At 63.7% G+C, this 22,475-nt stretch carries 22 protein-coding genes and 1 pseudogene; 20 read left to right on the forward strand and 3 right to left on the reverse strand.

The annotated features are described in order from the left end of the window. Positions 1–223 precede the first annotated feature (223 nt). The 11 genes from mdh (at position 224) to lpdA (ending at position 12,180) form a co-directional block, all read left to right on the forward strand. Entirely contained in the window at positions 224–1,192 is a 969-nt protein-coding gene (mdh, locus tag AC1DXM_RS20355; RefSeq protein ID WP_112560100.1) for a malate dehydrogenase, read from the forward strand. A gap of 19 nt (positions 1,193–1,211) precedes the next feature. Continuing rightward, the gene (gene sucC, locus AC1DXM_RS20360; protein ID WP_203280382.1) at positions 1,212–2,405 is read left to right on the forward strand and encodes an ADP-forming succinate--CoA ligase subunit beta; all 1,194 of its coding nucleotides are present in this window, start codon (positions 1,212–1,214) and stop codon (positions 2,403–2,405) included. A 4-nt stretch (positions 2,406–2,409) separates the two neighbouring features. Beyond that, on the forward strand, positions 2,410–2,781 hold the full coding sequence (locus AC1DXM_RS20365) for a cupin domain-containing protein (RefSeq protein ID WP_477235583.1): 372 nt from the start codon (positions 2,410–2,412) through the stop codon (positions 2,779–2,781). Positions 2,782–2,784: 3 nt separating this feature from the next. Next, the gene (locus AC1DXM_RS20370; protein ID WP_477235585.1) at positions 2,785–3,282 is read left to right on the forward strand and encodes a DUF1579 family protein; all 498 of its coding nucleotides are present in this window, start codon (positions 2,785–2,787) and stop codon (positions 3,280–3,282) included. A 12-nt stretch (positions 3,283–3,294) separates the two neighbouring features. After that, complete coding sequence (gene sucD / locus AC1DXM_RS20375) at positions 3,295–4,197, forward strand: succinate--CoA ligase subunit alpha (RefSeq protein ID WP_477235587.1); 903 nt, start codon at positions 3,295–3,297, stop codon at positions 4,195–4,197. Between the two features lie 147 nt (positions 4,198–4,344). Next, on the forward strand, positions 4,345–7,332 hold the full coding sequence (locus AC1DXM_RS20380) for a 2-oxoglutarate dehydrogenase E1 component (protein WP_477235589.1): 2,988 nt from the start codon (positions 4,345–4,347) through the stop codon (positions 7,330–7,332). A gap of 60 nt (positions 7,333–7,392) precedes the next feature. Then, positions 7,393–8,685, forward strand: coding sequence for a 2-oxoglutarate dehydrogenase complex dihydrolipoyllysine-residue succinyltransferase (odhB, locus tag AC1DXM_RS20385; protein ID WP_477235591.1), 1,293 nt, complete (start codon positions 7,393–7,395; stop codon positions 8,683–8,685). A gap of 133 nt (positions 8,686–8,818) precedes the next feature. Continuing rightward, positions 8,819–9,421: a DUF4241 domain-containing protein gene (locus AC1DXM_RS20390; RefSeq protein WP_477235593.1), complete on the forward strand. Its 603-nt coding sequence runs from the start codon at positions 8,819–8,821 to the stop codon at positions 9,419–9,421. 20 nt (positions 9,422–9,441) lie between these two features. Further along, positions 9,442–9,930, forward strand: a complete 489-nt coding sequence (locus AC1DXM_RS20395; protein ID WP_477235631.1) for a hypothetical protein — start codon at positions 9,442–9,444, stop codon at positions 9,928–9,930. Next, positions 9,927–10,682 (forward strand): SDR family oxidoreductase, encoded by a 756-nt coding sequence (locus tag AC1DXM_RS20400; protein WP_477235594.1) that lies wholly within the window; start codon positions 9,927–9,929, stop codon positions 10,680–10,682. Before AC1DXM_RS20395 ends, AC1DXM_RS20400 begins: the two co-directional genes overlap by 4 nt. A 91-nt stretch (positions 10,683–10,773) precedes the next feature. After that, on the forward strand, positions 10,774–12,180 hold the full coding sequence (gene lpdA, locus AC1DXM_RS20405; RefSeq protein ID WP_477235596.1) for a dihydrolipoyl dehydrogenase: 1,407 nt from the start codon (positions 10,774–10,776) through the stop codon (positions 12,178–12,180). 875 nt (positions 12,181–13,055) lie between these two features. On the opposite strand, the gene AC1DXM_RS20410 is transcribed toward lpdA, so the two are convergent. Both AC1DXM_RS20410 and AC1DXM_RS20415 read right to left on the reverse strand, forming a co-directional pair. Next, entirely contained in the window at positions 13,056–14,123 is a 1,068-nt protein-coding gene (locus tag AC1DXM_RS20410) for a TraB/GumN family protein (RefSeq protein ID WP_477235598.1), read from the reverse strand. A 62-nt stretch (positions 14,124–14,185) separates the two neighbouring features. Continuing rightward, a complete protein-coding gene (locus tag AC1DXM_RS20415; RefSeq protein WP_477235600.1) occupies positions 14,186–15,124 on the reverse strand; it encodes a tyrosine recombinase XerC in 939 nt (312 codons plus the stop codon). Positions 15,125–15,220: 96 nt separating this feature from the next. Here AC1DXM_RS20415 and rimM point away from each other — a divergent pair, with 96 nt between their 5' ends. Together rimM and trmD are read left to right on the forward strand one after the other, a co-directional pair. Further along, a complete protein-coding gene (gene rimM / locus AC1DXM_RS20420) occupies positions 15,221–15,820 on the forward strand; it encodes a ribosome maturation factor RimM (RefSeq protein WP_477235602.1) in 600 nt (199 codons plus the stop codon). Beyond that, positions 15,817–16,515: a tRNA (guanosine(37)-N1)-methyltransferase TrmD gene (gene trmD, locus AC1DXM_RS20425; RefSeq protein ID WP_112560114.1), complete on the forward strand. Its 699-nt coding sequence runs from the start codon at positions 15,817–15,819 to the stop codon at positions 16,513–16,515. The genes rimM and trmD overlap by 4 nt, the downstream gene beginning before the upstream one ends. On the opposite strand, the gene AC1DXM_RS20430 is transcribed toward trmD, so the two are convergent. Next, the gene (locus AC1DXM_RS20430) at positions 16,497–17,249 is read right to left on the reverse strand and encodes a sulfite exporter TauE/SafE family protein (protein ID WP_477235605.1); all 753 of its coding nucleotides are present in this window, start codon (positions 17,247–17,249) and stop codon (positions 16,497–16,499) included. The genes trmD and AC1DXM_RS20430 overlap by 19 nt on opposite strands. 307 nt (positions 17,250–17,556) lie before the next feature. Between AC1DXM_RS20430 and rplS the strand changes: the two genes are divergently transcribed. From rplS to AC1DXM_RS20465, 7 genes and pseudogenes are all read left to right on the forward strand, one after another. After that, complete coding sequence (gene rplS, locus AC1DXM_RS20435; RefSeq protein WP_142867183.1) at positions 17,557–18,108, forward strand: 50S ribosomal protein L19; 552 nt, start codon at positions 17,557–17,559, stop codon at positions 18,106–18,108. 449 nt (positions 18,109–18,557) lie between these two features. After that, complete coding sequence (locus tag AC1DXM_RS20440) at positions 18,558–18,986, forward strand: organic hydroperoxide resistance protein (RefSeq protein ID WP_477235607.1); 429 nt, start codon at positions 18,558–18,560, stop codon at positions 18,984–18,986. After that, entirely contained in the window at positions 18,983–19,480 is a 498-nt protein-coding gene (locus AC1DXM_RS20445) for a MarR family winged helix-turn-helix transcriptional regulator (RefSeq protein ID WP_477235609.1), read from the forward strand. The genes AC1DXM_RS20440 and AC1DXM_RS20445 overlap by 4 nt, the downstream gene beginning before the upstream one ends. Positions 19,481–19,717: 237 nt before the next feature. Beyond that, positions 19,718–20,518 (forward strand): basic amino acid ABC transporter substrate-binding protein, encoded by an 801-nt coding sequence (locus AC1DXM_RS20450; protein WP_112560118.1) that lies wholly within the window; start codon positions 19,718–19,720, stop codon positions 20,516–20,518. 169 nt (positions 20,519–20,687) lie between these two features. Then, positions 20,688–21,503 (forward strand): amino acid ABC transporter permease, encoded by an 816-nt coding sequence (locus AC1DXM_RS20455; protein WP_477235611.1) that lies wholly within the window; start codon positions 20,688–20,690, stop codon positions 21,501–21,503. A gap of 58 nt (positions 21,504–21,561) precedes the next feature. Further along, positions 21,562–22,197: a class I SAM-dependent DNA methyltransferase gene (locus AC1DXM_RS20460; protein WP_477235613.1), complete on the forward strand. Its 636-nt coding sequence runs from the start codon at positions 21,562–21,564 to the stop codon at positions 22,195–22,197. Positions 22,198–22,284: 87 nt separating this feature from the next. Beyond that, a pseudogene (locus AC1DXM_RS20465) lies at positions 22,285–22,475 on the forward strand (IS5/IS1182 family transposase); the annotation flags it as partial.

The following is a 22,475-nucleotide window of genomic DNA, read 5'->3' on the forward strand; positions in this document are numbered from 1 at the left end:
CCTCTCAAGTCGGCTTACAAATTTTGACGTTTACGTAAATCCCGATGTTTCTAACCGATTGAAATTATTCACTCGAAAATAATCGATTGAATATATTTTCCGCCGGGGCTACTGGATGCGGCGAAATTCGCGGTTCCGCAGCCTTCCGGCCTCTTCCTCGACGCCGTCAACCAGATCGCCAGAGATTTGGGCGTCGTCACAGACAAAGGGAAAATTTCCTCACATGGCACGCAACAAGATAGCGCTTATCGGCTCCGGCATGATCGGCGGCACCCTCGCTCACATGATCGGCCTCAAGGACCTCGGCGACGTGGTGCTGTTCGATATTGCCGAGGGCATTCCGCAAGGCAAGGGGCTCGATATCGCGCAGTCTTCGCCGGTCGACGGCTTCGATTCCAGGCTGACCGGCGTCAATGACTATGCCGGCATCGAGGGCGCCGACGTCTGCATCGTCACCGCCGGCGTGCCGCGCAAGCCGGGCATGAGCCGCGACGATTTGCTCGGCATCAACCTCAAGGTCATGGAACAGGTCGGTGCCGGATTGAAGAAATACGCGCCGAAAGCCTTCGTCATCTGCATCACCAACCCGCTCGACGCCATGGTGTGGGCGCTGCAGAAGTTTTCCGGCCTGCCCAAGACGCATGTCGTCGGCATGGCCGGCGTGCTCGACAGCGCGCGCTTCCGCTACTTCCTCGCCGAGGAGTTCAAGGTCTCGGTCGAGGACGTCACCGCCTTCGTGCTCGGCGGCCACGGCGATTCCATGGTGCCGATGATCCGCTATTCGACGGTGTCGGGCATTCCGCTGCCCGATCTCATCAAGATGGGCTGGACCTCGAAGGAAAAGCTCGACCAGATCGTGCAGCGCACCCGCGACGGCGGCGCCGAGATCGTCGGCCTGCTCAAGACCGGTTCGGCCTTCTACGCACCGGCGGCTTCGGCCATCTCGATGGCCGAATCCTATCTCAAGGACAAGAAGCGCGTGCTGCCTTGTGCTGCGCATCTCTCGGGCCAGTATGGGGTCAAGGGCACCTATGTCGGCGTTCCCGTGGTCATCGGCGCCGGCGGCGTCGAGCGCATCATCGAGATCGACCTCAACAAGAGCGAGCAGAAGATGTTCGACGCTTCGGTGGCGACGGTGCAGGGCCTGACCGAGGCCTGCGTCAAGATCGCCCCGCATCTCGCCTCGAAGTGATCCCCCGGAGACCATCCAGATGAACATCCATGAATATCAAGGCAAGGCGCTGCTGAAGAGCTTTGGCGCGCCGGTGGCCGAAGGCGTGCCGGTGTTCAAGGCGAGCGAGGCGGAAGCCGCGGCACAAGCGCTTCCCGGCCCGCTCTATGTGGTGAAGAGCCAGATTCATGCCGGCGGCCGCGGCAAGGGCAAGTTCAAGGAGCTTGGCCCGGACGCCAAGGGCGGCGTGCGGCTGGCGAAGTCAGTTGCCGATGTCGTCGCCAACGCCAATGAGATGCTTGGCCACACGCTGGTCACCAAGCAGACGGGACCGGCCGGCAAGCAGGTCAATCGGCTGTACATCGAGGACGGCGCCGACATCGAGCGCGAGCTTTATCTGTCGATCCTGGTCGACCGCGCGGTTGGTCGCATCGCCTTCGTCGTCTCGACCGAAGGCGGCATGGACATTGAAGGCGTCGCCCACGACACGCCGGAAAAGATCATCACCCGCGCCATCGACCCGCTGGCCGGCGTGACGAGCATCGACGTCGACATATTGGTGGAAGCGCTGGGGCTCACTGGCGACGCCGCCAAGGATGCCGCCACGCTATTCCCGATCCTCTACAAGGCCTTCGTCGAAAAGGACATGAGCCTGCTCGAGGTCAACCCGCTGATCGTGATGAAGAACGGCCGGCTGCGCGTGCTCGACGCCAAGGTCTCGTTCGACAACAACGCGCTGTTTCGCCACCCCGAGCTGATGGAACTGCGCGACACCACCGAAGAGGACGAGAAGGAGATCGAGGCGTCGAAATATGACCTCGCTTATGTCGCGCTCGACGGCAATATCGGCTGCATGGTCAACGGCGCAGGCCTTGCCATGGCGACGATGGACATCATCAAGCTCTATGGCGCCGAACCCGCCAACTTCCTCGATGTCGGCGGTGGCGCGTCGAAGGAGAAGGTGACGGCGGCGTTCAAGATCATCACCAAGGACCCGGCGGTCAAAGGCATTTTGATCAACATCTTCGGCGGCATCATGAAGTGCGATATCATTGCCGAAGGCGTCATTGCCGCGGTCAAGGAAGTCGGCCTGCAAGTGCCGCTGGTGGTGCGGCTCGAAGGCACCAATGCCGAGCTCGGCAAGAAGATCATCAACGACAGCGGCCTCAATGTCGTGTCGGCCGATGATCTCGACGACGCAGCCAAGAAGATCGTGGCGGCGGTGAAGGGCTGAGCGGATGCCTCCGCGCAAGATAAACCTCGTTGAGGCGGCGGATGCGAAGATCACCAAGGTCTTCGATCCGCATATTGCCGGCGACGTCAATGACAGCCAGGCGAAGGTCGCCAAGTTTGGTGAGACCTTCGACTGGCATGCGCATGAGCATGAGGACGAGGCCTTTCTCGTGCTGCGCGGCAGGATTGCCATCGATTTTCGCGACGGTCCGGTCGAGCTTGGCGAGGGCGATTTCATCGTCGTGCCGAAGGGCGTCGAACACCGGCCGCGGTCGTTGACCGCCGAGCCGGTGGTGCTGATGTTCGAGCCGGCGACGACGCTCAACACCGGCAACGCCAAGAGCGACCTCACCGTCACCGATTTGAAGCGGCTCTGACCCATGAACGCGGCGTCCTTCTCCTCGCTCTCGGCCGATCACCAGCGCCTGCAGGCGCTGGTCGGCGCGTGGCGCGGCGAGGAAGAGGTGGCGGAAACACAATGGGCCGATGGCGGCGCGGCCACGTCGGACGTACTGGCAGAGGCTGAGTTCGGCGGCCTGTTCGTGGTGCAGCGCTATCGCCAGCGCCGCGACGGCACGGTCTCGTTCGGATCGCACAGCGTGTTCGGCTTCGACCAGCAAAACAGCGTCGTCACCATGCATCAATTCGATTCGATGGGGTTTGTGCCGGCCTCGCCGGCCACAGGCATATGGAACGGCGATGATCTGGTTCTGGAGCGGTCGTCGCCGCGCGGCTCAGCGCGCGTGACGTACAGTTTCGACAATGCCGATGCCTACCGCATGCGACTGCATTTCAAACCTGCCGGCAGCGACAGCTGGCAAGACATGGTGAGCGGCGTCTACCGGCGCGTCTCGCCTTCCTCGATCAACGGTTTTTAGAAAAGGGCTCCGATGTCCATTCTCATCGACAAGAACACCAAGGTGCTGGTTCAGGGCCTGACCGGCAAGACCGGCACGTTCCACACCGAACAGGCGCTGGCCTATCACGGCACCAAGATGGTGGGTGGCATCCATCCCAAGAAGGGTGGCGAGACCTGGACCGGCGCCAAGGGCGAGACGCTGCCGATCTTTGCGTCCGTCGCCGAGGGCAAGGCAAAGACCGGCGCCAATGCCTCGGTCGTCTATGTGCCGCCGGCGGGCGCCGCCGAAGCCATCCTGGAAGCGATCGAGGCCGAGATCCCGTTGATCGTCTGCATCACCGAAGGCATTCCGGTGATGGACATGGTCAGGGTCAAGGCGCGGCTCGACCGCTCGACCTCACGGCTGATCGGGCCGAACTGCCCGGGTGTGCTCACCCCCGACGAATGCAAGATCGGCATCATGCCCGGAAACATCTTCCGCAAGGGCTCGGTCGGCGTTGTTTCGCGCTCGGGAACGCTTACCTATGAGGCGGTGTTCCAGACCACCAATGTCGGCCTCGGCCAGACCACCGCCGTCGGCATTGGCGGCGACCCCGTCAAAGGCACCGAGTTCATCGACGTGCTCGAGATGTTCCTCGCCGACGACGAGACCAAGTCGATCATCATGATCGGCGAGATCGGCGGTTCGGCCGAGGAAGACGCCGCGCAGTTCCTCAAGGACGAGGCCAAGCGCGGCCGCAAGAAACCGATGGCGGGCTTCATTGCCGGGCGAACCGCGCCGGCCGGTCGCACCATGGGCCATGCGGGCGCGGTCATCTCCGGCGGCAAGGGCGGCGCGGAAGACAAGATCGCGGCAATGGAATCGGCCGGCATCAAAGTATCGCCATCGCCGGCGCGACTTGGCACGACGCTGGTCGAGGCGATCAAGGGTTAGGGCAGTAAGGGAGTAGGGCAGTATGGCAGTAGGGAAATAGGACGAACGGAACGAGCGGCGGCAACGCCAGTTTCCTACTGCCCTATTGCCTTACTGCCCTACTCCCCTCCAAACGTAAGGAGACGGAGCCAAGCTCCGCAGACAAAAATGGCAAGACAAGATCAGGCCAACGACCAATTCTCCCTCACCTCGTTCCTGTACGGCGGGAACGCCGACTACATCGACGCGCTGTACGCGTCCTATGAGGATGATCCGGAGTCGGTAAACCCCGAATGGCAGGACTTCTTCGCGGCGCTGAAGGACGACGCCGGCGATGTGCGCAAGAACGCCAGGGGCGCCTCCTGGGCAAAGCCCTCCTGGCCGCTGCAGGCGAATGGCGAGCTGGTGTCGGCGCTCGACGGCAATTGGGGCCTGGTCGAGAGGACGGTCGAAAAGAAGGTCAAGGACAAGGCGGTCACCAACGGCATCGTGCTGTCGGATGCCGACGTGCATCAGGCGACGCGCGATTCGGTGCGCGCGATCATGATGATCCGCGCCTACCGCATGCGCGGCCATCTGCACGCCAATCTGGATCCGCTCGGCATCGCCAAGCCGCTCGAGGACTATAACGAGCTGTCGCCGGAGAATTACGGCTTTACCGCTGCCGACTACGACCGGCCGATCTTCCTCGACAATGTGCTCGGCCTCGAATTCGGCACCATCCGGCAGATGCTGGAGATCCTCACTCGCACCTATTGCTCGACGCTCGGCGTCGAGTTCATGCACATCTCCGATCCCGAGGAGAAGGCCTGGATCCAGGCCCGCATCGAAGGCACCGACAAGGAGATCTCCTTCACCGCCACCGGCAAGAAGGCGATCCTGCAGAAGCTGGTCGAGGCTGAAGGCTTCGAGCAATTCATCGACGTCAAGTACAAGGGCACCAAGCGCTTCGGCCTCGATGGCAGCGAAGGCCTGATCCCGGCCCTAGAGCAGATCATCAAGCGCGGCGGCCAGCTCGGCATGAAGGAGATCGTGCTCGGCATGGCGCATCGCGGCCGGCTCAACGTGCTGTCGCAGGTGATGGCCAAGCCGCACCGCGCCATCTTCCACGAGTTCAAGGGCGGCTCTGCCGCTCCCGACGAGGTCGAGGGCTCGGGCGACGTCAAGTACCATCTCGGCGCTTCGTCGGACCGCGAGTTCGACGGCAACAAGGTGCATCTGTCCTTGACCGCCAACCCTTCGCATCTGGAAATCGTCGACCCGGTGGTGATGGGCAAGGCGCGCGCCAAGCAGGACTATCTGTTCGGCCGCAGCCGCGAGGAAATCGTGCCGCTGGAAGAGCGCGCCAAGGTGCTGCCGCTGCTTCTGCACGGCGACGCCGCCTTCGCCGGACAGGGCGTGATCGCCGAAATCCTCGGCCTGTCGGGCCTGCGCGGCCATCGCGTCGCCGGCACGCTGCATTTCATCATCAACAACCAGATCGGCTTTACCACCAATCCGCGCTTCTCGCGCTCGTCGCCCTATCCGTCCGACGTCGCCAAGATGATCGAGGCGCCGATCTTCCACGTCAATGGCGACGATCCGGAAGCCACGGTCCATGCCGCCAAGGTGGCGATCGAATTCCGCATGAAGTTCCACAAGCCGGTGGTCGTGGACATGTTCTGCTACCGCCGCTTCGGCCACAACGAGGGCGACGAGCCGGCCTTCACCCAGCCGATCATGTACTCCAACATCCGCAACCATAAGACGACGGTGCAAATCTATGGCGACCGGCTGATCGCCGAGGGCCACATCACCCAGGCCGAACTCGACAAGATGAAGGCCGACTGGCGCGCGCATCTGGAATCGGAATGGGAAGTCGGCCAGCACTACAAGCCCAACAAGGCCGACTGGCTCGATGGTGCCTGGTCGGGTCTGCGCACCGCCGACAATCAGGACGAGCAGCGCCGCGGCAAGACCGCCGTACCGGTCAAGGTGCTGAAGGAGATCGGCAAGAAGCTGACCGAGGTGCCGAAGGGTTTCGAGGCGCACAAGACCATCATCCGCTTCCTTGAAAACCGCCGCCAGGCGATCGAATCCGGCGAAGGCATCGACTGGTCGACGGCCGAGGCACTGGCTTTCGGCGCCATCCTGCTCGACGGCAACCCGATCCGGTTGTCGGGCCAGGATTCCGAGCGCGGCACCTTCTCGCAGCGCCATTCCGTGCTCTACGACCAGCGCGACGAGACCCGCTACATCCCGCTCAACAATCTGTCGGCGGCGCAGGCCGGCTACGAAGTCATCAACTCGATGCTGTCGGAAGAGGCGGTGCTCGGCTTCGAATATGGCTACAGCCTGGCTGAGCCGAAGGCGCTGACCCTGTGGGAAGCGCAGTTCGGCGATTTCGCCAACGGCGCCCAGGTGGTGTTCGACCAGTTTATCTCGTCCGGCGAACGCAAGTGGCTCAGAATGTCGGGCCTGGTCTGCCTGCTGCCGCATGGCTATGAGGGCCAGGGTCCGGAGCATTCCTCGGCGCGTCTCGAACGCTTCCTGCAGCTTTGCGCCGAAGACAATATGCAAGTCGCCAACTGCACGACGCCGGCTAACTACTTCCACATCCTGCGCCGCCAGCTGAAGCGCGATTTCCGCAAGCCGCTGATCCTGATGACGCCGAAGTCGCTGCTGCGCCACAAGCGGGCGGTGTCGACGCTGCCGGAGATTTCGGGCGAAAGCTCGTTCCACCGGTTGCTGTGGGACGATGCCCAGCTGCTGCAGAACCAGGCGATCAAGCTGGTCAAGGATTCGAAGATCCGCCGCGTCGTGCTGTGCTCGGGCAAGGTCTATTACGACCTCTATGAGGAGCGCGAGAAGCGCGGCATCAACGACATCTATCTGTTGCGCGTCGAACAGCTCTATCCGTTCCCGGCCAAGGCGCTGATCACCGAACTGTCGCGTTTCCGCAACGCCGAGATGGTGTGGTGCCAGGAAGAGCCGAAGAACATGGGCGCCTGGTCGTTCATCGATCCGTATCTGGAATGGGTGCTTGCGCATATCGACGCCAAGCATCAGCGGGTGCGCTACACCGGACGTCCGGCGGCGGCATCGCCGGCGACCGGATTGATGTCGAAGCATCTGGCGCAGCTCGCCGCCCTGCTCGAAGACGCGCTTGGTGAGTAAAGCAGAATTGGGCGAATAGCTCGGCACACAGAACAGACAGAGAAGAAACGGACAGGCACAATGGCTACCGAAATCCGCGTTCCCACTCTCGGCGAATCCGTCACCGAGGCGACCATCGGCAAATGGTTCAAGAAGGTCGGCGATGCCATTGCCGTCGACGAGCCGCTGGTCGAGCTCGAAACCGACAAGGTGACGGTGGAAGTGCCCGCCGCTGCTGCCGGTACTTTGGGCGAGATCACCGCCAAGGAAGGTGAGACCGTCGGCGTCGGCGCCCTTCTCGGGTCGATCTCGGCCGGCGGAGCCGCCGCCGCACCTGCAAACAAGCAGGAGGCCAAGCCGCAAGCCGTCTCGCAGGCTTCGAGTCCGGACGCCGCGCATACCACCAAGCAGGCCGCCGCCGAGACAGCCAAGATCGCCGGCGATGCGGGCCCGGTCGAGCCCCGCACCATGCCGCCGGCGCCGGCTGCCGCAAAGCTGATCGCCGAGGCCAATCTGTCGGTCGACCAGGTGTCCGGCTCGGGCAAGCGCGGCCAGGTGCTGAAGGGCGATGTGCTCGACGCCATCGCCCGGGGCGCGCCGTCGCAGCCGGCCGAAATGCCGAAGGCCGCACCGGCGCCGGTTGCGGTACGGGCGCCGTCTTCCGGCGACGATGCGTCGCGCGAGGAGCGCGTGCGCATGACCAAACTGCGCCAGACGATAGCGCGCCGGCTGAAGGAAGCGCAGTCGACCGCCGCCATGCTGACCACCTTCAACGAGGTCGACATGTCAGCGGTGATGGCGCTCAGGACCAAGTACAAGGACATCTTCGAGAAGAAGCACGGCGTGAAGCTCGGCTTCATGGGCTTCTTCACCAAGGCCGTCACCCACGCCTTGAAGGAGATCCCCTCGGTCAATGCCGAGATCGACGGCACCGACATCATCTTCAAGAACTATGCCCATATCGGCGTTGCCGTCGGCACGGAAAAGGGCCTCGTCGTGCCGGTGGTGCGCGATGCCGACCAGATGTCGATTGCCGAGATCGAAAAGGATATCGGCCGGCTGGGCATTGCCGCGCGTGACGGCAAGCTGTCGGTCGCCGACATGCAGGGCGGCACGTTTACGATCTCCAATGGCGGCGTCTATGGGTCGCTGATGTCGACGCCGATCCTCAATGCCCCGCAGTCGGGCATTCTGGGCATGCACAAGATCCAGGACCGGCCTGTCGTGGTCGGCGGCCAGATCGTCATCCGGCCGATGATGTATCTGGCGCTCTCCTACGACCACCGCATCGTCGACGGCAAGGAAGCCGTGACCTTCCTGGTCCGCGTCAAGGACAGCCTGGAAGATCCCGAGCGGCTGGTGCTCGATTTGTGATTGGGCTGGCCTTGTCGTGAGCGGTTGGCTGGAACGGTTCGGGTTCGCGATGGGTCGCGTGCTTCGGACTTCTCGGTCAACTGCTCCGGCCGCTGCCCCTTCGCCGAAGAAATCAGTTGAATTGGCTCCGCCGTTGGAAAATAGCAATCTCGGCGTCTTCGCTCTTAGCGAGGCCGAGATGGCCGAACGGAAGATTATCGTTACCACGATCGGCGAGCTCGAGCTGCCGACAGGCGAAATCGTCGCCTGCGACCCGCTGATCACAATGCTAGGACGCCCTGCGTTTAGCCGCAAAGTCAGACCGGGACGCTATCCGGTCATGGTACTTGAGGCGCGGGGCCGCATAGCAGCGGCGGTTTTGTGTTTCGGCCCCGGCTTGCCAGTGAGGTGGGAATTGGCCACCTTCGCTCGCGATCGCCCATCGGCCTATGAGTTTCAATTTATCGTCGATGACGCGGTTGCATCATTCATGGACAAATCGGTCCTGACGATGATGCCCGATCCGGAGGAACTCGACGACTATCTTGCTGACGTTGCGTGCTCTATCGACAGGTTTGGCGTGGACAATCCGATTGATGGGAATCCACTTAATGTCGCCATGTTCGACACTGGCTGGGGTGACGGGGCTTATCGGTCCTTCTGGGGATTGGATGGAGCTGGCGAGCCACTGCTTTTGATGACCGACTTCGAAGTACTCGAAAACGCCGACGGCCGCGAGAGCAACCAGGGCAACTGATGATAAACGTCGCCTCGCCCATGATCGGATGTGTAGTCGGGTCGCTGGCTTTCTTGTTCACCGGCTCCGCCGCCTATCCCGCCTGCCCGCTGGCGCTCGCTGTCTATGGCGATGCCGAGAGCGATGCCGGCATCGATTTTCGGCCGACGATGGATGCGGTCACCGTCACCAACTCGTTCAAGATGGTGCTCGACAAGGGCGTGGTGCTCGACGGCATCGTCATGTGGACCTCAGGCGTTTCGCGGCCGCACGGATCGCTGATGTACAAATGCCCGACCGGCGACGTCACCGGTGACGAGCTCGCGGCCTGCACGGTGTGGCAGGGCGTGGTCTACAGCGCCGACGAGAAGGGCAATATCGCTCTGCTAGCGGCGGAAGGCACGGACGCGCCGCAGAGCCTGATCTTCCCCGACCTTGGGCCGTCGCTGCAGATGTCGTCTGCCTTCGGGCCCAATGGATTCTCCAAACTGCCTTGGGATGTGTTTCTGCTGAAAGGTTGCCAGGAATGAGCGCGGCCAAGAAGGTGCTTCTGGTCACCGGCGGCAGCCGTGGCATCGGCGCCGCCGTCTGTCGGCTGGGTGCTGCCGCCGGTTACCGCGTCGCGGTCAACTATGCCGCGAACGAGGCTGCCGCCAAGGCGCTGGTCGCCGACATCGAGGCAGCGGGCGGTGAGGCTTTTGCCGTCAAGGGTGACGTCGGCATCGAAGCCGATATCGTCGCCATGTTCGAAGCGGTCGACCGCCGTTTCGGCAGGCTCGATGCGCTGGTCAACAATGCCGGCGTCGTCGACGTCAAGGCGCGCGTCGACGAGATGAGCGTGGCGCGGCTGGAACGCATGATGCGCATCAATGTCATCGGCTCGTTCCTGTGCGCCCGCGAAGCGGTCAGGCGCATGTCGACGAAGAATGGCGGCCAGGGCGGCGCCATCGTCAATATCTCGTCGGCGGCGTCGATACACGGCTCGCCCGGCGAATATGTCGACTACGCCGCATCCAAGGCGGCGATCGACACTTTCACGCTCGGCCTGGCGCGCGAAGTCGCGACCGAAGGCGTGCGCGTCAATGCGATACGGCCGGGCATCATCGACACCGAGATCCACGCCTCCGGCGGCCAGCCGGACCGGGTCGAGCGGTTCCGCGACATGCTGCCGATGAAACGCGCCGGCACGGCGGATGAAGTCGCGCATGCGGTTCTCTATCTTTTGTCGGATGAAGCGTCCTATACGACAGGCGCGATCCTGAATGTTAGCGGCGGCCGCTGAAGGCAACAAATCAAAGGGATAGAGCATGATGGTCTCCGAAAACCGCTTCACACTTTTCGGCATCATGCTCTAGGCAAGAAGGACACCCATCATGGCTTATGACGTCGTTATCATCGGATCGGGACCGGGCGGCTATGTCTGCGCCATCAAGGCTGCGCAGCTGGGGCTGAAGGTCGCGGTGGTCGAGAAGAACGCCACTTTCGGCGGCACCTGCCTCAACATCGGCTGCATCCCGTCCAAGGCGCTGCTTTACGCCTCCGAGATGTTCGCGGAGGCCGGCCATTCCTTCGATACGCTGGGCGTCGAGATACCGGCGCCAAAGCTCAATCTGAAGAAGATGATGGCGCACAAGGACGCGACGGTGTCGGCCAACGTCAACGGCGTCGCCTTCCTGTTCAAGAAGAACAAGATCGACTCGTTCCGCGGCATCGGCAAGGTGATCGCTGCCGGCAAGGTCTCGGTGACGGCTGAGGACGGCAAGGTCGAGGAGATCGAGACGAAAAACATCGTCATTGCCACCGGCTCCGACGTCGCCGGCATTCCAGGCGTCAAGGTCGACATCGACGAGAAGGTGATCCTGTCGTCGACCGGCGCGCTGTCGCTGGCCAAGGTGCCGGAACGGCTGGTGGTGGTCGGCGGCGGCGTCATCGGGCTCGAGCTCGGCTCGGTATGGGCAAGGCTCGGCGCCAAGGTCACGGTGGTTGAGTTCCTCGACACGATCCTGGGCGGGATGGACGGCGAGGTGTCCAAACAGTTTCAGCGCATGCTTTCCAAGCAGGGCTTCGAGTTCAAGCTCGGCGCCAAGGTCACCGGCGTCACCAAGGCCAAGAAGGGCGCGACGGTTACCTTCGAGCCGGTCAAGGGCGGGGCGGCCGAGACCATCGAGGCCGACGCGGTGCTGATCTCGACCGGACGCCGGGCCTATTCCGACAGTCTCGGGCTGAAGGAGGCCGGCGTCGAGGTCGATGAGCGAGGCCGGGTCAAGACCGACGGGCATCTCAGGACCAACGTCGCCGGCATCTACGCGATTGGCGACGTCATTGCCGGGCCGATGCTGGCGCACAAGGCGGAGGATGAAGGCGTGGCGGTTGCCGAGACCATTGCCGGCCAGGCAGGCCATGTGAACTACGACGTCATCCCGAGCGTCGTCTACACCAGCCCGGAAATCGCTTCGGTCGGCAAGACCGAGGAGGAGCTGAAGAAGGCCGGCATCGATTACAAGATCGGCAAATTCCCATTCACCGCCAACGGCCGCGCGCGCGCCATGCTGCACACCGACGGCTTCGTGAAGATCCTCGCCGACAAGGTCAGCGACCGGGTGCTCGGCGTCCACATTGTCGGCTTCGGCGCCGGCGAGCTGATCCATGAGGCTGCGGTACTGATGGAGTTCGGCGGCTCGTCCGAAGACCTAGCCCGCACCTGCCACGCGCACCCCACCATGTCGGAAGCGGTCAAGGAAGCAGCACTGGCCACGTTCTTCAAGCCGATCCATATCTAGGGTTCAGGGCCACCTACGCGACTTCGTCATCCTATGGCGAAGCAAGGAGCGAAGCGACGCGGCGCAGACCATAGGATCCATGCCGCGACCTCAGAGCGTCGCCTACGGTGCAGAAGTTCTCTTCCGTTGCATGCCTCGGCCGATGTCGCGGCATGCATCCTCGGGTCAAGCCCGAGGATGACGAAAGCGTGGGTGCCGTACCGCCAATCGCCACCCCAGAGTGTACCGCCCCAAAAACAAAACGGCCCGCTTTGCGGCGGGCCGTTCGTCGTTGAAATCAGTGGCCTGATTACTGGGCCGGTGCGGGTGCCGGGGCCGGAGCCGGGGCTGGTGCCGGAGCGGGCTCAGGCGCAGGTGCGGGCGCCGGGGCTGGCGCGGGAGCCGGTTCGGCGGGCTTCATCGGCTCAGCCGGTGCAGGCGCAGGTGCCGGTGTGCTGGCTGCCGGCGGCTCGGCGGGTGCCGGAGGCTCGCCGCTTCTTCCAAAAACATAGTACGCGACAATCGCAAGGATGACGACGACCAGCGCAATCAGCCAGCCGCTGCCACCGCCCGATTTGGGCGCCGGGCCCGGGTCGTTAGGGTTCGACATAAAAGTGTCCTCCGTGGATGAAAAGCATCAAACAACACCCATCAACGCGCAACCGTTGAACGGGTTTCATACTAGGCCTGGAAATCGCCGAACGCAGGAAAATTCTGATCTGCAACCGGTCGGTGGCCTGTATTTCCCCCGCAAAATCAATCGCGAGTGAGCAAAAAAGAGCTTACCTGTCCTTTTTCGCCAAGAATAGTGCCAACTGGTCTTCGGACCGCGAATCAGCTGCGGACCCAGACACAACCGAGCCTTGCGTGATTCGGCAGGCAAGGAGCCGCGCAGATCAGTCGACGGCAGTGACAGTATAGCCGGCTTTGCGAAAATCCTCCACCAGGCCTTCGGGGCCGGGAAGATGCAGGGCGCCGACCGCCATGAAGGCGTTGCCCTTGGCCAGGATCGGCTGGGCATGGTCGACCATCACCTTGTTGCGGTCGGTGATCATGGCCTGCTCGAAGGCGGCGTACCCTGCGGCGTCGTCCTCTTCGCCTGGGGACATTGACCGCAGGAGCGGCCAGAACGTGCCGGTGTCGCCGCGCTGGTAGAGCACGATCATGGTCTCGTTGATGTCGTTTATCTTGTCGCCGAGCTTCAGGGTTTCAACCAGCCCCTTGATGTGAAAGGCGATCGGCAGCGAAGCCATGGCGCGGAGCTGGCCGGCGGCGGTTTCCAGGCCTTCCACCGGCTTTCCATTAGCCTTGGCCTCCTCAGCCAGCTTGACGTCGAGAACCGGCGCGCCGCCTGCCTGGCGGGCGACCTCGCAGACCGGCAGCGCGACCATGGCCGACAGCAGCCACGGTTTCATCTTGGAGACGCTCGCCGGCGGAATGCCGCGCGCATCGAGCCCCTTGTTCACCACCGCCGCATCCTCCGGCGACAACAGCGACGACAGCGTCGTGCTGTCGGTGAACATCATCAGCTCGGGCTCCTTGAGCATGGCCTCCATCATCTTCTGCTTGTCGAGCACGTCGGTGGTTTCGATGATGATGGTGCCGGCGTCGTCGTAGGCCCGCTTGGCGGCCGGCGGCAGCGCGGTCACGCGCGGGTCGGTCATGTGCATGGTGCCGAACAGGAAGGATGGCTTTTCGCCTGATTTTTCCAGCTTCCACAATAGGCCCTTGCCATTCAGCGTCGCCGCCGCCTCGGTCTCGATCCTGGCATAGGTGGCGGGGTCGTCCTTCTGCAGGGCCGACAGCAGATCAGCGCCGGTGCAGACCGGGACGTCGGCATGCGCCTTACCGGCGGCGAGCAGCAGCACGATGAGGAAAGACAGGAAAAACAGCGCGTTGAGCGCGACAAGCAGCTTCAGCGACGCAAGGGCCGCGCGGTCGGCGATGGCGATGACGCGTTTCATGATCGCTTTTCTAGGACCGAAAAGCGGCGAAACGGTTAATCGGCGCCGCAAATTTGAAGAGTTCACGCCCTTGGGTGGGCGGACTCATAGATTTCGAGCAGCCTTGCGGTGTCGACGCCGGTATAGACCTGCGTCGTCGACAGGCTGGCGTGGCCGAGTAGCTCCTGGATGGTGCGCAAGTCACCGCCGCGACCGAGCAGATGGGTGGCGAAGGAGTGGCGCAGCGCGTGCGGGGTGGCGGTATCCGGCAGGTTGAGCGCCGAGCGCAGTTTGGCCATGTCGCGCTGGATGATGGCCGGATTGAGCGGTCCGCCGCGAGCGCCGCGAAACAGCAGGCCCTTGGGGTCGAGATGGTAGGGGCACAGTTTGCGGTATTCGGCGATGGCGCGCAGCGCCACCGGCAGCACCGGCACCAGCCGCGTCTTGCCGCCCTTGCCGGTGACGCGCAGCACGGTGTCGGCTTCCGAGGCCAGGTCGGCGGCGCTGAGGCCGAGCGCTTCGGAAATGCGCAGGCCCGAACCGTAGAGCAGCGTCAGCACAGCGGCGTTGCGGGCGGCGATCCAGGGTTCTTCGGCCAATTGGCCTTCGACCGAGACGACATGTTTGGCGTCGCTGGCGGTCAGCGGCTTGGGCAGTGATTTCGGCTGGCGCGGCGCGCGCAGCGCCGCTGCTCCCGCTGCGTTTGCGAGACCGCGCCGTTCGAGGAAACGCAGCAGCGAGCGGATGCCGGCAAGACCCCGGCCGAGCGTGCGGGCGCCGGCGCCGGCGTTGCGCCGCGCGGCGAGAAAGCCACGCAGATCGGCCGGGCGCAGTGTGGCGATGTCGGCAATGCCGGGCGAGCCGCCGCAATGTCCGGTGAGGAAATGCAGGAACTGGCGCGTATCGCGCTCATAGGCTTCGACCGTCGCCGGCGACAGCCGGCGCTCGCGCGCCAGCATCTTCAGCCAGCTCTCGCGCGCTGCCTGGAGGTCGGGTTTTGCCGGGATGAGAAATTCCTGCATGCGGCCATTGTCAGGCAGCCGGGTTAGGAAGCGGTGAAGAAGCTATCATTGAAATGGCCACGGGAGGGCGTTAGAGCAGGGCAAAGGACATCAGCCATGAGCAAGCCCCAGAACCCCGTCCAGATGGCCGTGATCGGCGCCGCCCACGGCATCAAGGGCGAGCTCAGGGTCAAAACCTTCACCGGCGAGCCGCTGGCGCTGGCCGATTACGGGCCGCTCTACGCCAAGGACGGCCGCGCCTTCCAGATCATCGACATAAGGCCCGCCAACACGGTCGTCGTGGTGCGCTTCAAGGGCATTGCCGACCGCAATGCCGCCGAGGCGCTGGCTGGCACTGAGCTGTTCGTCGACCGCTCGATGCTGCCGGACGATGGCGAGGAGGACGAGTTCTACCACGCCGATCTCGTCGGGCTCGAGGTCCGCGACGACAAGGACGCTGTCATCGGCAAGGTGGTCGCCGTGCACAATTTCGGCGGCGGCGACATTCTCGACGTTACACTCGGCGGGCGCAAAGGCGTGCTGATCCCGTTCACCCAGGCCGCCGTGCCGCAGGTGGCGGTCGCCGAGGGCTTTGTCCGCGTCGATCCGGCCGCCGCCGGCCTGATCGACGACGAGGATAGCGACGCGCCGCGCGAGGAGGGCTTCGACGCGAAGGGCCGGCCGCGCGGGCCCAAGGACGCCGGAGGCAACCGGTGACGTTCAAGGCATCGGTGCTGACGCTCTATCCCGAGATGTTTCCGGGTCCGCTCGGCCTGTCGCTGGCGGGGCGGGCGCTGGAGGCAGGTACGTGGTCGCTGGAAGCGGTCCAGATCCGCGACTTCGCCGAGGATCGCCACCACACGGTGGACGACACACCGGCCGGCGGCGGCGCCGGTATGGTGATGCGCGCCGATGTGCTGGCCAAGGCGATCGACCACACGGCGCCAGAGGGCGATCCGCGGCCAAAACTGCTGATGAGCCCGCGCGGCAAACCGCTGACGCAGGCGCGCGTGCGCGAGCTTGCGGCCGGGCCGGGCGCCGTCATCGTCTGCGGCCGCTTCGAAGGCGTCGACCAGCGGCTGATCGAGGCGCGGAACCTGGAGGAGGTCTCCATCGGCGACTTCATCCTCTCCGGCGGCGAGCCGGCCGCCCTTGTGCTGCTCGACGCTGTGGTGCGGCTGTTGCCCGGCGTCATGGGCAATGCGGTGTCAGGCGAAGAGGAAAGCTTTGAGAACGGCCTGCTCGAACATCCGCACTACACGCGGCCACAGGAATTTGAGGGCAGGCCGATCCCCGACGTGCTGACGTCAGGCAATCACAAGAAGATCGCCGCCTGGCGCCGCGCGGAGTCCGAGAAGCTGACCAGGGATCGGCGACCGGATTTGCTCGCCGCTCAGCCCTTGGCAAAATAATAAAACGCCAGAAACAGGCCGACGGCTACGACAAAGCCGCGCACCGCGTTTTGCGGCACGCGCTTGGCGATCCAGACGCCGGCATAGCCGCCGAGCGCGCCGCCGGGGATCATGACGATCGCCTGCGGCCAGGCGACGACGCCGCCGGAAACGAAGACGATGATGGCGACTGCCGCGATGACCACGGCCAGCATGTTCTTCAGCGCATTCAGGCGGTGATAGTCGCCGGCCTGGGTCAGGCCGAGTGTCGCCAGCATCATCACGCCCATGCCGGCGCCGAAGAAGCCGCCGTAAACGGCGGTAAGAAACTGCGCCAGCGACCCGGTGAGCGAGCCGACCGCGGCCTCGTGTCCCGGCTTGGGCGCGGGCTTCAGCCACGGTCCGGCGGCGAACAGCGCTGTGGCGGCCAAAAGCAGCCACGGAACCATGACGCGGAAAGACGGGTTGGACAGCGCCAGCAGGATGAAGGCACCGGCCAGCGCGCCGGCCGCCGAGATCAGGCAGAGCAGCAGCGCGCCGCGCCAGAAATGCTCAATGTCGGTCCAGTAGGCGAGCGTCGAGGTGATGTAGCCCGGAAACTGCGTCACCGAGGAGGTGGCGTTGGCGACGATCGGCGGTACGCCGACCAGCGACATGGCGCCGAAGGTGATGAACGTGCCGCCGCCGGCGACCGCGTTGCATGCGCCTGAGAGAAAGCCCGCCAGGAACAGCAGGACTGCGTCGAGAACTGACATGACAATGGCGCCGGACTACGTATGTTTCCTCCGGCTTAGGAAGCTTGAGCGGTCGGCGCAACCCTGCACTGGACGATTGCGTGGTGGCATGCGACCAAAAAAGACAGGGCCAAGGCGTGACAAACCGGTGAAATAGCTGTATGTGCCCGCCCGAACCGGAAGAAATATCTACCGGACCCGTCAACAGTGACGGTGTAGTCGCCCCTGCCCAATGTTTCGACAAAGGGCATAGCCGAGCGGTCAATGGAACTGCAAGGCGAGTGTCGGACGCTCTGACTGTCGGAAGAACAAGAAGTGGACCATTGAGATGGATATCATCCGTCAGCTCGAGGCCGAACAGGCCGCCAAGATCGAAGCCAAGCGCAAGCTTCCCGAATTCCAGCCCGGCGACACCGTGCGCGTCCAGGTCCGCGTGACCGAAGGCACCCGCACCCGCGTCCAGGCCTATGAAGGCGTCGTCATCGCCCGCTCCGGCGCCGGCTTCCAGGAAAATTTCACCGTCCGCAAGATCTCCTATGGCGAAGGCGTCGAGCGCGTTTTCCCAGTCTTCTCGCCGATGGTCGAGGGCGTCGAGATCGTCCGCCGCGGCAAGGTGCGCCGCGCCAAACTCTATTACCTGCGCGACCGCCGCGGCAAGTCGGCCCGTATTTCTGAAAACACCGGCGTGCGCGCCCGCAAGCTGAACGATGAGGAGCGCGATGCGCTGAACGCCGAGAAGGCCCGCATCGAAGCCGAGAAGGTCGCCGCCGCCCAGGCGCTGGCAGCCGAGACGGCCGCCAAGGAAGCCGCCGAGAAGAAGGCCGCCGACGAGGCTGAAGCGGCAGCCAAGGCCGCTGCCGAAGCCACCCCGGCCGAATAAGATCTCGACCAAGGATTTTGAAAAGGCGGCTTCGGCCGCCTTTTTTCGTTTTGGCGAACAGCCAAGGCATTCGACCAGGGTTCTTCGTGTTTGCGGACGCCTTGGCGATTGGCCGAGACATATGTGCTTCGTCATCCACGGGCGAAGCAAGGAGCGCAGCGACGCGGCGCAGACCCGAGGATCCATGCCGCGACCTCCAGGCGTTGCTGCGGTGCAGAACCGACTCTGGTGAGCGCCACCGTCATTCTGAACCGCTGTGCCCGTGTCGACCGTCACGGCATGGACCCTAGGGTTTCCGCGACGTCGCTTCGCGACTGCTCCACCCTAAGATGACGAAGTCCGGGATTCCGGCCGTTGTTCAAAGATAGCGAAAACACAGCAGCGAGAGGCTTGACAGTCAATTATCTTGTGTACTAAATAATCGTACACAAATTAATTGGAGAACTGACATGGCACTCTACACCACACAGGCTCGCGTCACCGGCGGCCGCGCCGGCCATGGCGAAACCAGCGACGGCCTGCTCAAGGTCGACCTCGCTTTGCCTAGGGAACTCGGCGGGCAGGGTGGCGCCACCAATCCCGAGCAGCTTTTCGCGGTCGGCTATGCCGCCTGCTTCGAAAGCGCCATCCGCTTCGTCGCGCGCAAGCAAAAGCTGCCGCTGACCGATGCGTCAGTGACCTCGACCGTCAGCCTGCTTCCCAACGGCGAAGGCTTCAAGCTCGGTGTCGCGCTCGCCGCCGAGACGAAGGGCCTTGATCAGGCGGCGGCGGAAGCGCTTGTATCGGAAGCGCACAAGATCTGCCCCTATTCGAACGCGATCAGGGGCAATGTCGAGGTGGCGCTTTCGACAGTGGCGCTTGCGGCAAAGGCAGCATGACGACGAAGACCGAAACCAGAGCAAGTGAAGTCCCGGCGGATACCGCCGGGGCGATCGCTGTTCCGCGCCTCGACCAGCAGCTCTGCTTCGCGCTCTATTCGGCGAGCGGGCTGATGACCAAACTCTATCGGCCGCTGCTCGACCCGCTCGGCCTGACCTACCCGCAATATCTGGCGATGCTGGCGCTGTGGCAGCATGCGCCGAGTACGGTCGGCGAGCTCGGCGAGGCCCTGGGGCTCGATTCGGCGACGCTGACGCCGCTGCTCAAGCGAATGGAAGCGGGTGGTCTCGTCACCCGCCGGCGCGATCCGGCCGACGAGCGCCGCGTGCTGGTTGAACCGACAGCCAAAGGCCAGGCGCTGCGCGCCCGAATCAAGGATGTGTCCGCGGGGCTCGCATGCGCCATGCCGCTGGAAGTCGACGAGCTGAGGTCGCTGCACCGCACCTTGACCGGCTTTGTCGCAAAATTGCGTGACGCGACGTCAACACCCTGACCTGGCATTTGACGGTTTCCCTTCTGTCCGGGAGCGGCCTGGTTAGCCATGGCGGGTCACGGAAGAAATGCCGACCGCGAAGCGTTCTAAAACCGCGCCGGTTGAAGGCATTGGAATCCACTTTCACCGGACGCTGAGCACCGGACCGGCTTGCAAGCCGTCTGCGGACGGCTAAAGTCGCGCCTGGATTTTCATGTGAGCCCGGCTGCAAGCGGGCTTCTCATCCTGGAGTGTATCATGACCAAATCGAAACTGCTGCTGGCCGGCCTGCTGGCCTGTTTCCTCGCGCCCGTCGCTGCATGGGCGGCCGATGCGCTGCCCGACCTCGGCGGCAAGAAGGTGGTAGTGGTGACGGAAAACGCCTATCCGCCGCTGCAGTTCATCGACCCCAAGACCGGCAAGCAGATCGGCTGGGAATATGACGCGATGGACGAGATCGCCAAGCGGCTGAACTTCAAGGTCGAGTACCAGAACACCTCCTGGGATGCGATGATCCAGGCGGTTTCCGACAACCAGTACAACATCGGCATGACCGGCATCACCATCAAGGACGACCGCAAGGAGAAGGTCGATTTCTCCGACCCCTATATGCGTTCGGAACAGTTCATGCTGGTGCGCGGCGACGAAAGCCGCTTCACCGACGCCAAGACCTTCGCCGACTTCAAGGACGGGCTGATTGGCGCGCAGGCCGGCACCACGCCGTTCTACACCGCCGTCTACAGCGTGCTCGACGGCAATGAGCAGAACCCGCGCATCAAGCAGTTCGAGACCTTCGGCGCCTCGGTGCAGGCGCTGAAGTCGGGCGATGTCGATGTCGTGCTGACCGACGGCACCGCCGGCAAGGGCTATGTCGACGCCTCCGGCGGCAAGCTCAAGCTGATCGGCGGCCCGCTCGGCACCGAGGATTTCGGCTTCATCTTCCCGAAAGGCTCGGACCTGGTGAAGCCGGTCAACGCCGCGATCGCCGCGCTCAAGGCCGACGGCACGCTGGAAGCGCTGAACAAGAAGTGGTTTCTTGATTACAAGATGGGGCAGTGATGTCCGACGCCTTACCCTCCCCCTTGTGGGGAGGGTCGATCCGCGAAGCGGAGCGGGGTGGGGGTGCCAGCGCCGGCGCCTTGTCACCACCGCCACCCCGGCTCACCAGCTTTGCGATGCAAAGCTTGTTCGCCGACCCTCCCCACAAGGGGGAGGGTGAAGCGCCCTGATGGCCACGCCTCCCGCCTCAACCCAAAAATCCGACTTTCCCTGGTGGCTTGCCGCCGCGATCGTTCTTGCGGTGATCGCCGCGCTCTACATTGCCGCCAGCGATCTCTACGCCCAGGTCTTCGCCACCGTCGCCAAGGGCATCGGCATCACCGTCTTCGTCACCGTGGTCGCCTTCGCGCTCGCCTCGGCCATCGGCCTCGGCATTGCGCTGATGGGGCTGTCGGGGTCGCGCTGGCTCAGGCAAATCGCCCGCTTCTATGTCGAGATCATCCGCGGCGTGCCGATCCTGGTGCTGTTGTTCTGGATCGCCTTTGCCGGTGCGCCGGCCTTCGTCGCCGCCTGGAATGCGCTGACCGCGCCGCTGCAGAATGCCGGCCTGATGGGCGAGCTTTTGGTGCGTGACGTCTCGCTGCTGTGGCGCGCCGTCATGGCGCTGACCATCGGCTATTCGGCCTTCATCTCCGAGGTTTTTCGCGCCGGCATCCAGGCGGTCGAGAAGGGCCAGATCGAGGCTGCCAAGGCGCTGGGTCTTTCGCGCACGCAGCGCTTCCGGCTGATCGTGTTTCCGCAAGCGATCCGCACCATTTTTCCGCCGCTCGGCAATGACTTCGTCGCCATGGTCAAGGATTCCTCGCTGGTCTCGGTGCTCGGCGTCGCCGACATCACCCAGATGGGCAAGATCTACGCCGCAGGCTCGTTCCGCTTCTTCGAGACCTATTCGATCGTCGCCTATATCTATCTCATCCTGACCGTCGGCCTGTCGCTGGCGCTGCGGACGCTCGAGCAGCGGCTGCGCCGCGCCCACGAGGAATAGAAGTTCCGCGAAGACCGGGCTACGATCGCGAAAAGATCGTGCCGGGAGAATGCAGGCGATGAATGTCGACAAGGCCAATGCGGCGCTGGACTCCGTCTATTCGGCCGACACGCCGGAAACGCTGGCGCAAGCCTATGCCGACTGGGCCTCGACCTATGACAGCGAGACCGCTTCGCTCGGCTATTTGCTGCCGTTCCTGATCACCGCCTGGGTGGCGCGCCATGTGCCGGCAGGCGAAGGCCCGCTTCTCGATGCCGGCTGCGGCACTGGCCTGTCGGGCCCGTCGCTCAAGGCGCTTGGCTATCACGACATTGCCGGGCTCGATCTCTCCGAGGACATGCTCAAAATCGCCGGCAGCCGCAATGCCTATAACGAGCTGAAACAGGCCATGCTCGGCGGTCCGCTGCCTTGGCCCGACGGGCATTTCCGCGCCTTTTTCTCGACCGGCGTGTTCACCATAAGCCATGCGCCGGCATCCGGCCTGCACGAGCTTGTGCGCATCACCAGGAAGGGTGGCCACGCCCTTTTCACCGTGCGCGACCAAGTGTTCGAAAGCGGCGGCTTTCAGGCCGTCTTTGATGAACTCACGAAAGCGAACAGATGGCGGCTCGTCGAGCAAAGCCCGTGGTTCCGCTGCTACGCCATCGCCGAGCCGGATGCACTGGTGAAGACGTTCGTGTTCGAGGTGGTTTGAGCGCAGCCCTCTTCCCCTTCTCCCCCTGTGGGACTGTTGCAAAATTGGGTGGATGTGATTCCCTGTTTTTGAAACGGGGATTTTGCGATGACGACAAAGCCGAGCGGTCAGTTCAGTTTTGTGGAGGCTCTGCTGCCACAGGGTCTTGGTCGGAGCGGTCGGCTGGACCGGCTGTCGTCGCTGGTGAAGTGGTATCGCTTCGAGAAGATCCTGGCGCGGCTGCGCTCGCCGGCTGGGCCAGGGCGGCCTGCGTACAATTCGCTGGTGATGTTCAGGGC

The sequence above is a fragment of the Mesorhizobium sp. P3_A2 genome (genome assembly GCF_056403115.1).

What these genes read in the sequence shown, in the direction of transcription:
- AC1DXM_RS20410 (WP_477235598.1), bottom strand. Translation starts at nt 14,123, where the DNA reads ATGAAACGCGTCATCGCCATCGCCGACCGCGCGGCCCTTGCGTCGCTG.
- lpdA (WP_477235596.1), top strand. Translation starts at nt 10,774, where the DNA reads ATGGCTTATGACGTCGTTATCATCGGATCGGGACCGGGCGGCTATGTC.
- mdh (WP_112560100.1), top strand. Translation starts at nt 224, where the DNA reads ATGGCACGCAACAAGATAGCGCTTATCGGCTCCGGCATGATCGGCGGC.
- rimM (WP_477235602.1), top strand. Translation starts at nt 15,221, where the DNA reads ATGAGCAAGCCCCAGAACCCCGTCCAGATGGCCGTGATCGGCGCCGCC.
- AC1DXM_RS20460 (WP_477235613.1), top strand. Translation starts at nt 21,562, where the DNA reads ATGAATGTCGACAAGGCCAATGCGGCGCTGGACTCCGTCTATTCGGCC.
- rplS (WP_142867183.1), top strand. Translation starts at nt 17,557, where the DNA reads ATGGATATCATCCGTCAGCTCGAGGCCGAACAGGCCGCCAAGATCGAA.
- AC1DXM_RS20380 (WP_477235589.1), top strand. Translation starts at nt 4,345, where the DNA reads ATGGCAAGACAAGATCAGGCCAACGACCAATTCTCCCTCACCTCGTTC.
- sucD (WP_477235587.1), top strand. Translation starts at nt 3,295, where the DNA reads ATGTCCATTCTCATCGACAAGAACACCAAGGTGCTGGTTCAGGGCCTG.
- AC1DXM_RS20455 (WP_477235611.1), top strand. Translation starts at nt 20,688, where the DNA reads ATGGCCACGCCTCCCGCCTCAACCCAAAAATCCGACTTTCCCTGGTGG.
- AC1DXM_RS20430 (WP_477235605.1), bottom strand. Translation starts at nt 17,249, where the DNA reads ATGTCAGTTCTCGACGCAGTCCTGCTGTTCCTGGCGGGCTTTCTCTCA.
- odhB (WP_477235591.1), top strand. Translation starts at nt 7,393, where the DNA reads ATGGCTACCGAAATCCGCGTTCCCACTCTCGGCGAATCCGTCACCGAG.
- AC1DXM_RS20395 (WP_477235631.1), top strand. Translation starts at nt 9,442, where the DNA reads ATGATCGGATGTGTAGTCGGGTCGCTGGCTTTCTTGTTCACCGGCTCC.
- AC1DXM_RS20365 (WP_477235583.1), top strand. Translation starts at nt 2,410, where the DNA reads ATGCCTCCGCGCAAGATAAACCTCGTTGAGGCGGCGGATGCGAAGATC.
- AC1DXM_RS20440 (WP_477235607.1), top strand. Translation starts at nt 18,558, where the DNA reads ATGGCACTCTACACCACACAGGCTCGCGTCACCGGCGGCCGCGCCGGC.
- AC1DXM_RS20370 (WP_477235585.1), top strand. Translation starts at nt 2,785, where the DNA reads ATGAACGCGGCGTCCTTCTCCTCGCTCTCGGCCGATCACCAGCGCCTG.
- AC1DXM_RS20400 (WP_477235594.1), top strand. Translation starts at nt 9,927, where the DNA reads ATGAGCGCGGCCAAGAAGGTGCTTCTGGTCACCGGCGGCAGCCGTGGC.
- AC1DXM_RS20415 (WP_477235600.1), bottom strand. Translation starts at nt 15,124, where the DNA reads ATGCAGGAATTTCTCATCCCGGCAAAACCCGACCTCCAGGCAGCGCGC.
- AC1DXM_RS20445 (WP_477235609.1), top strand. Translation starts at nt 18,983, where the DNA reads ATGACGACGAAGACCGAAACCAGAGCAAGTGAAGTCCCGGCGGATACC.
- AC1DXM_RS20450 (WP_112560118.1), top strand. Translation starts at nt 19,718, where the DNA reads ATGACCAAATCGAAACTGCTGCTGGCCGGCCTGCTGGCCTGTTTCCTC.
- sucC (WP_203280382.1), top strand. Translation starts at nt 1,212, where the DNA reads ATGAACATCCATGAATATCAAGGCAAGGCGCTGCTGAAGAGCTTTGGC.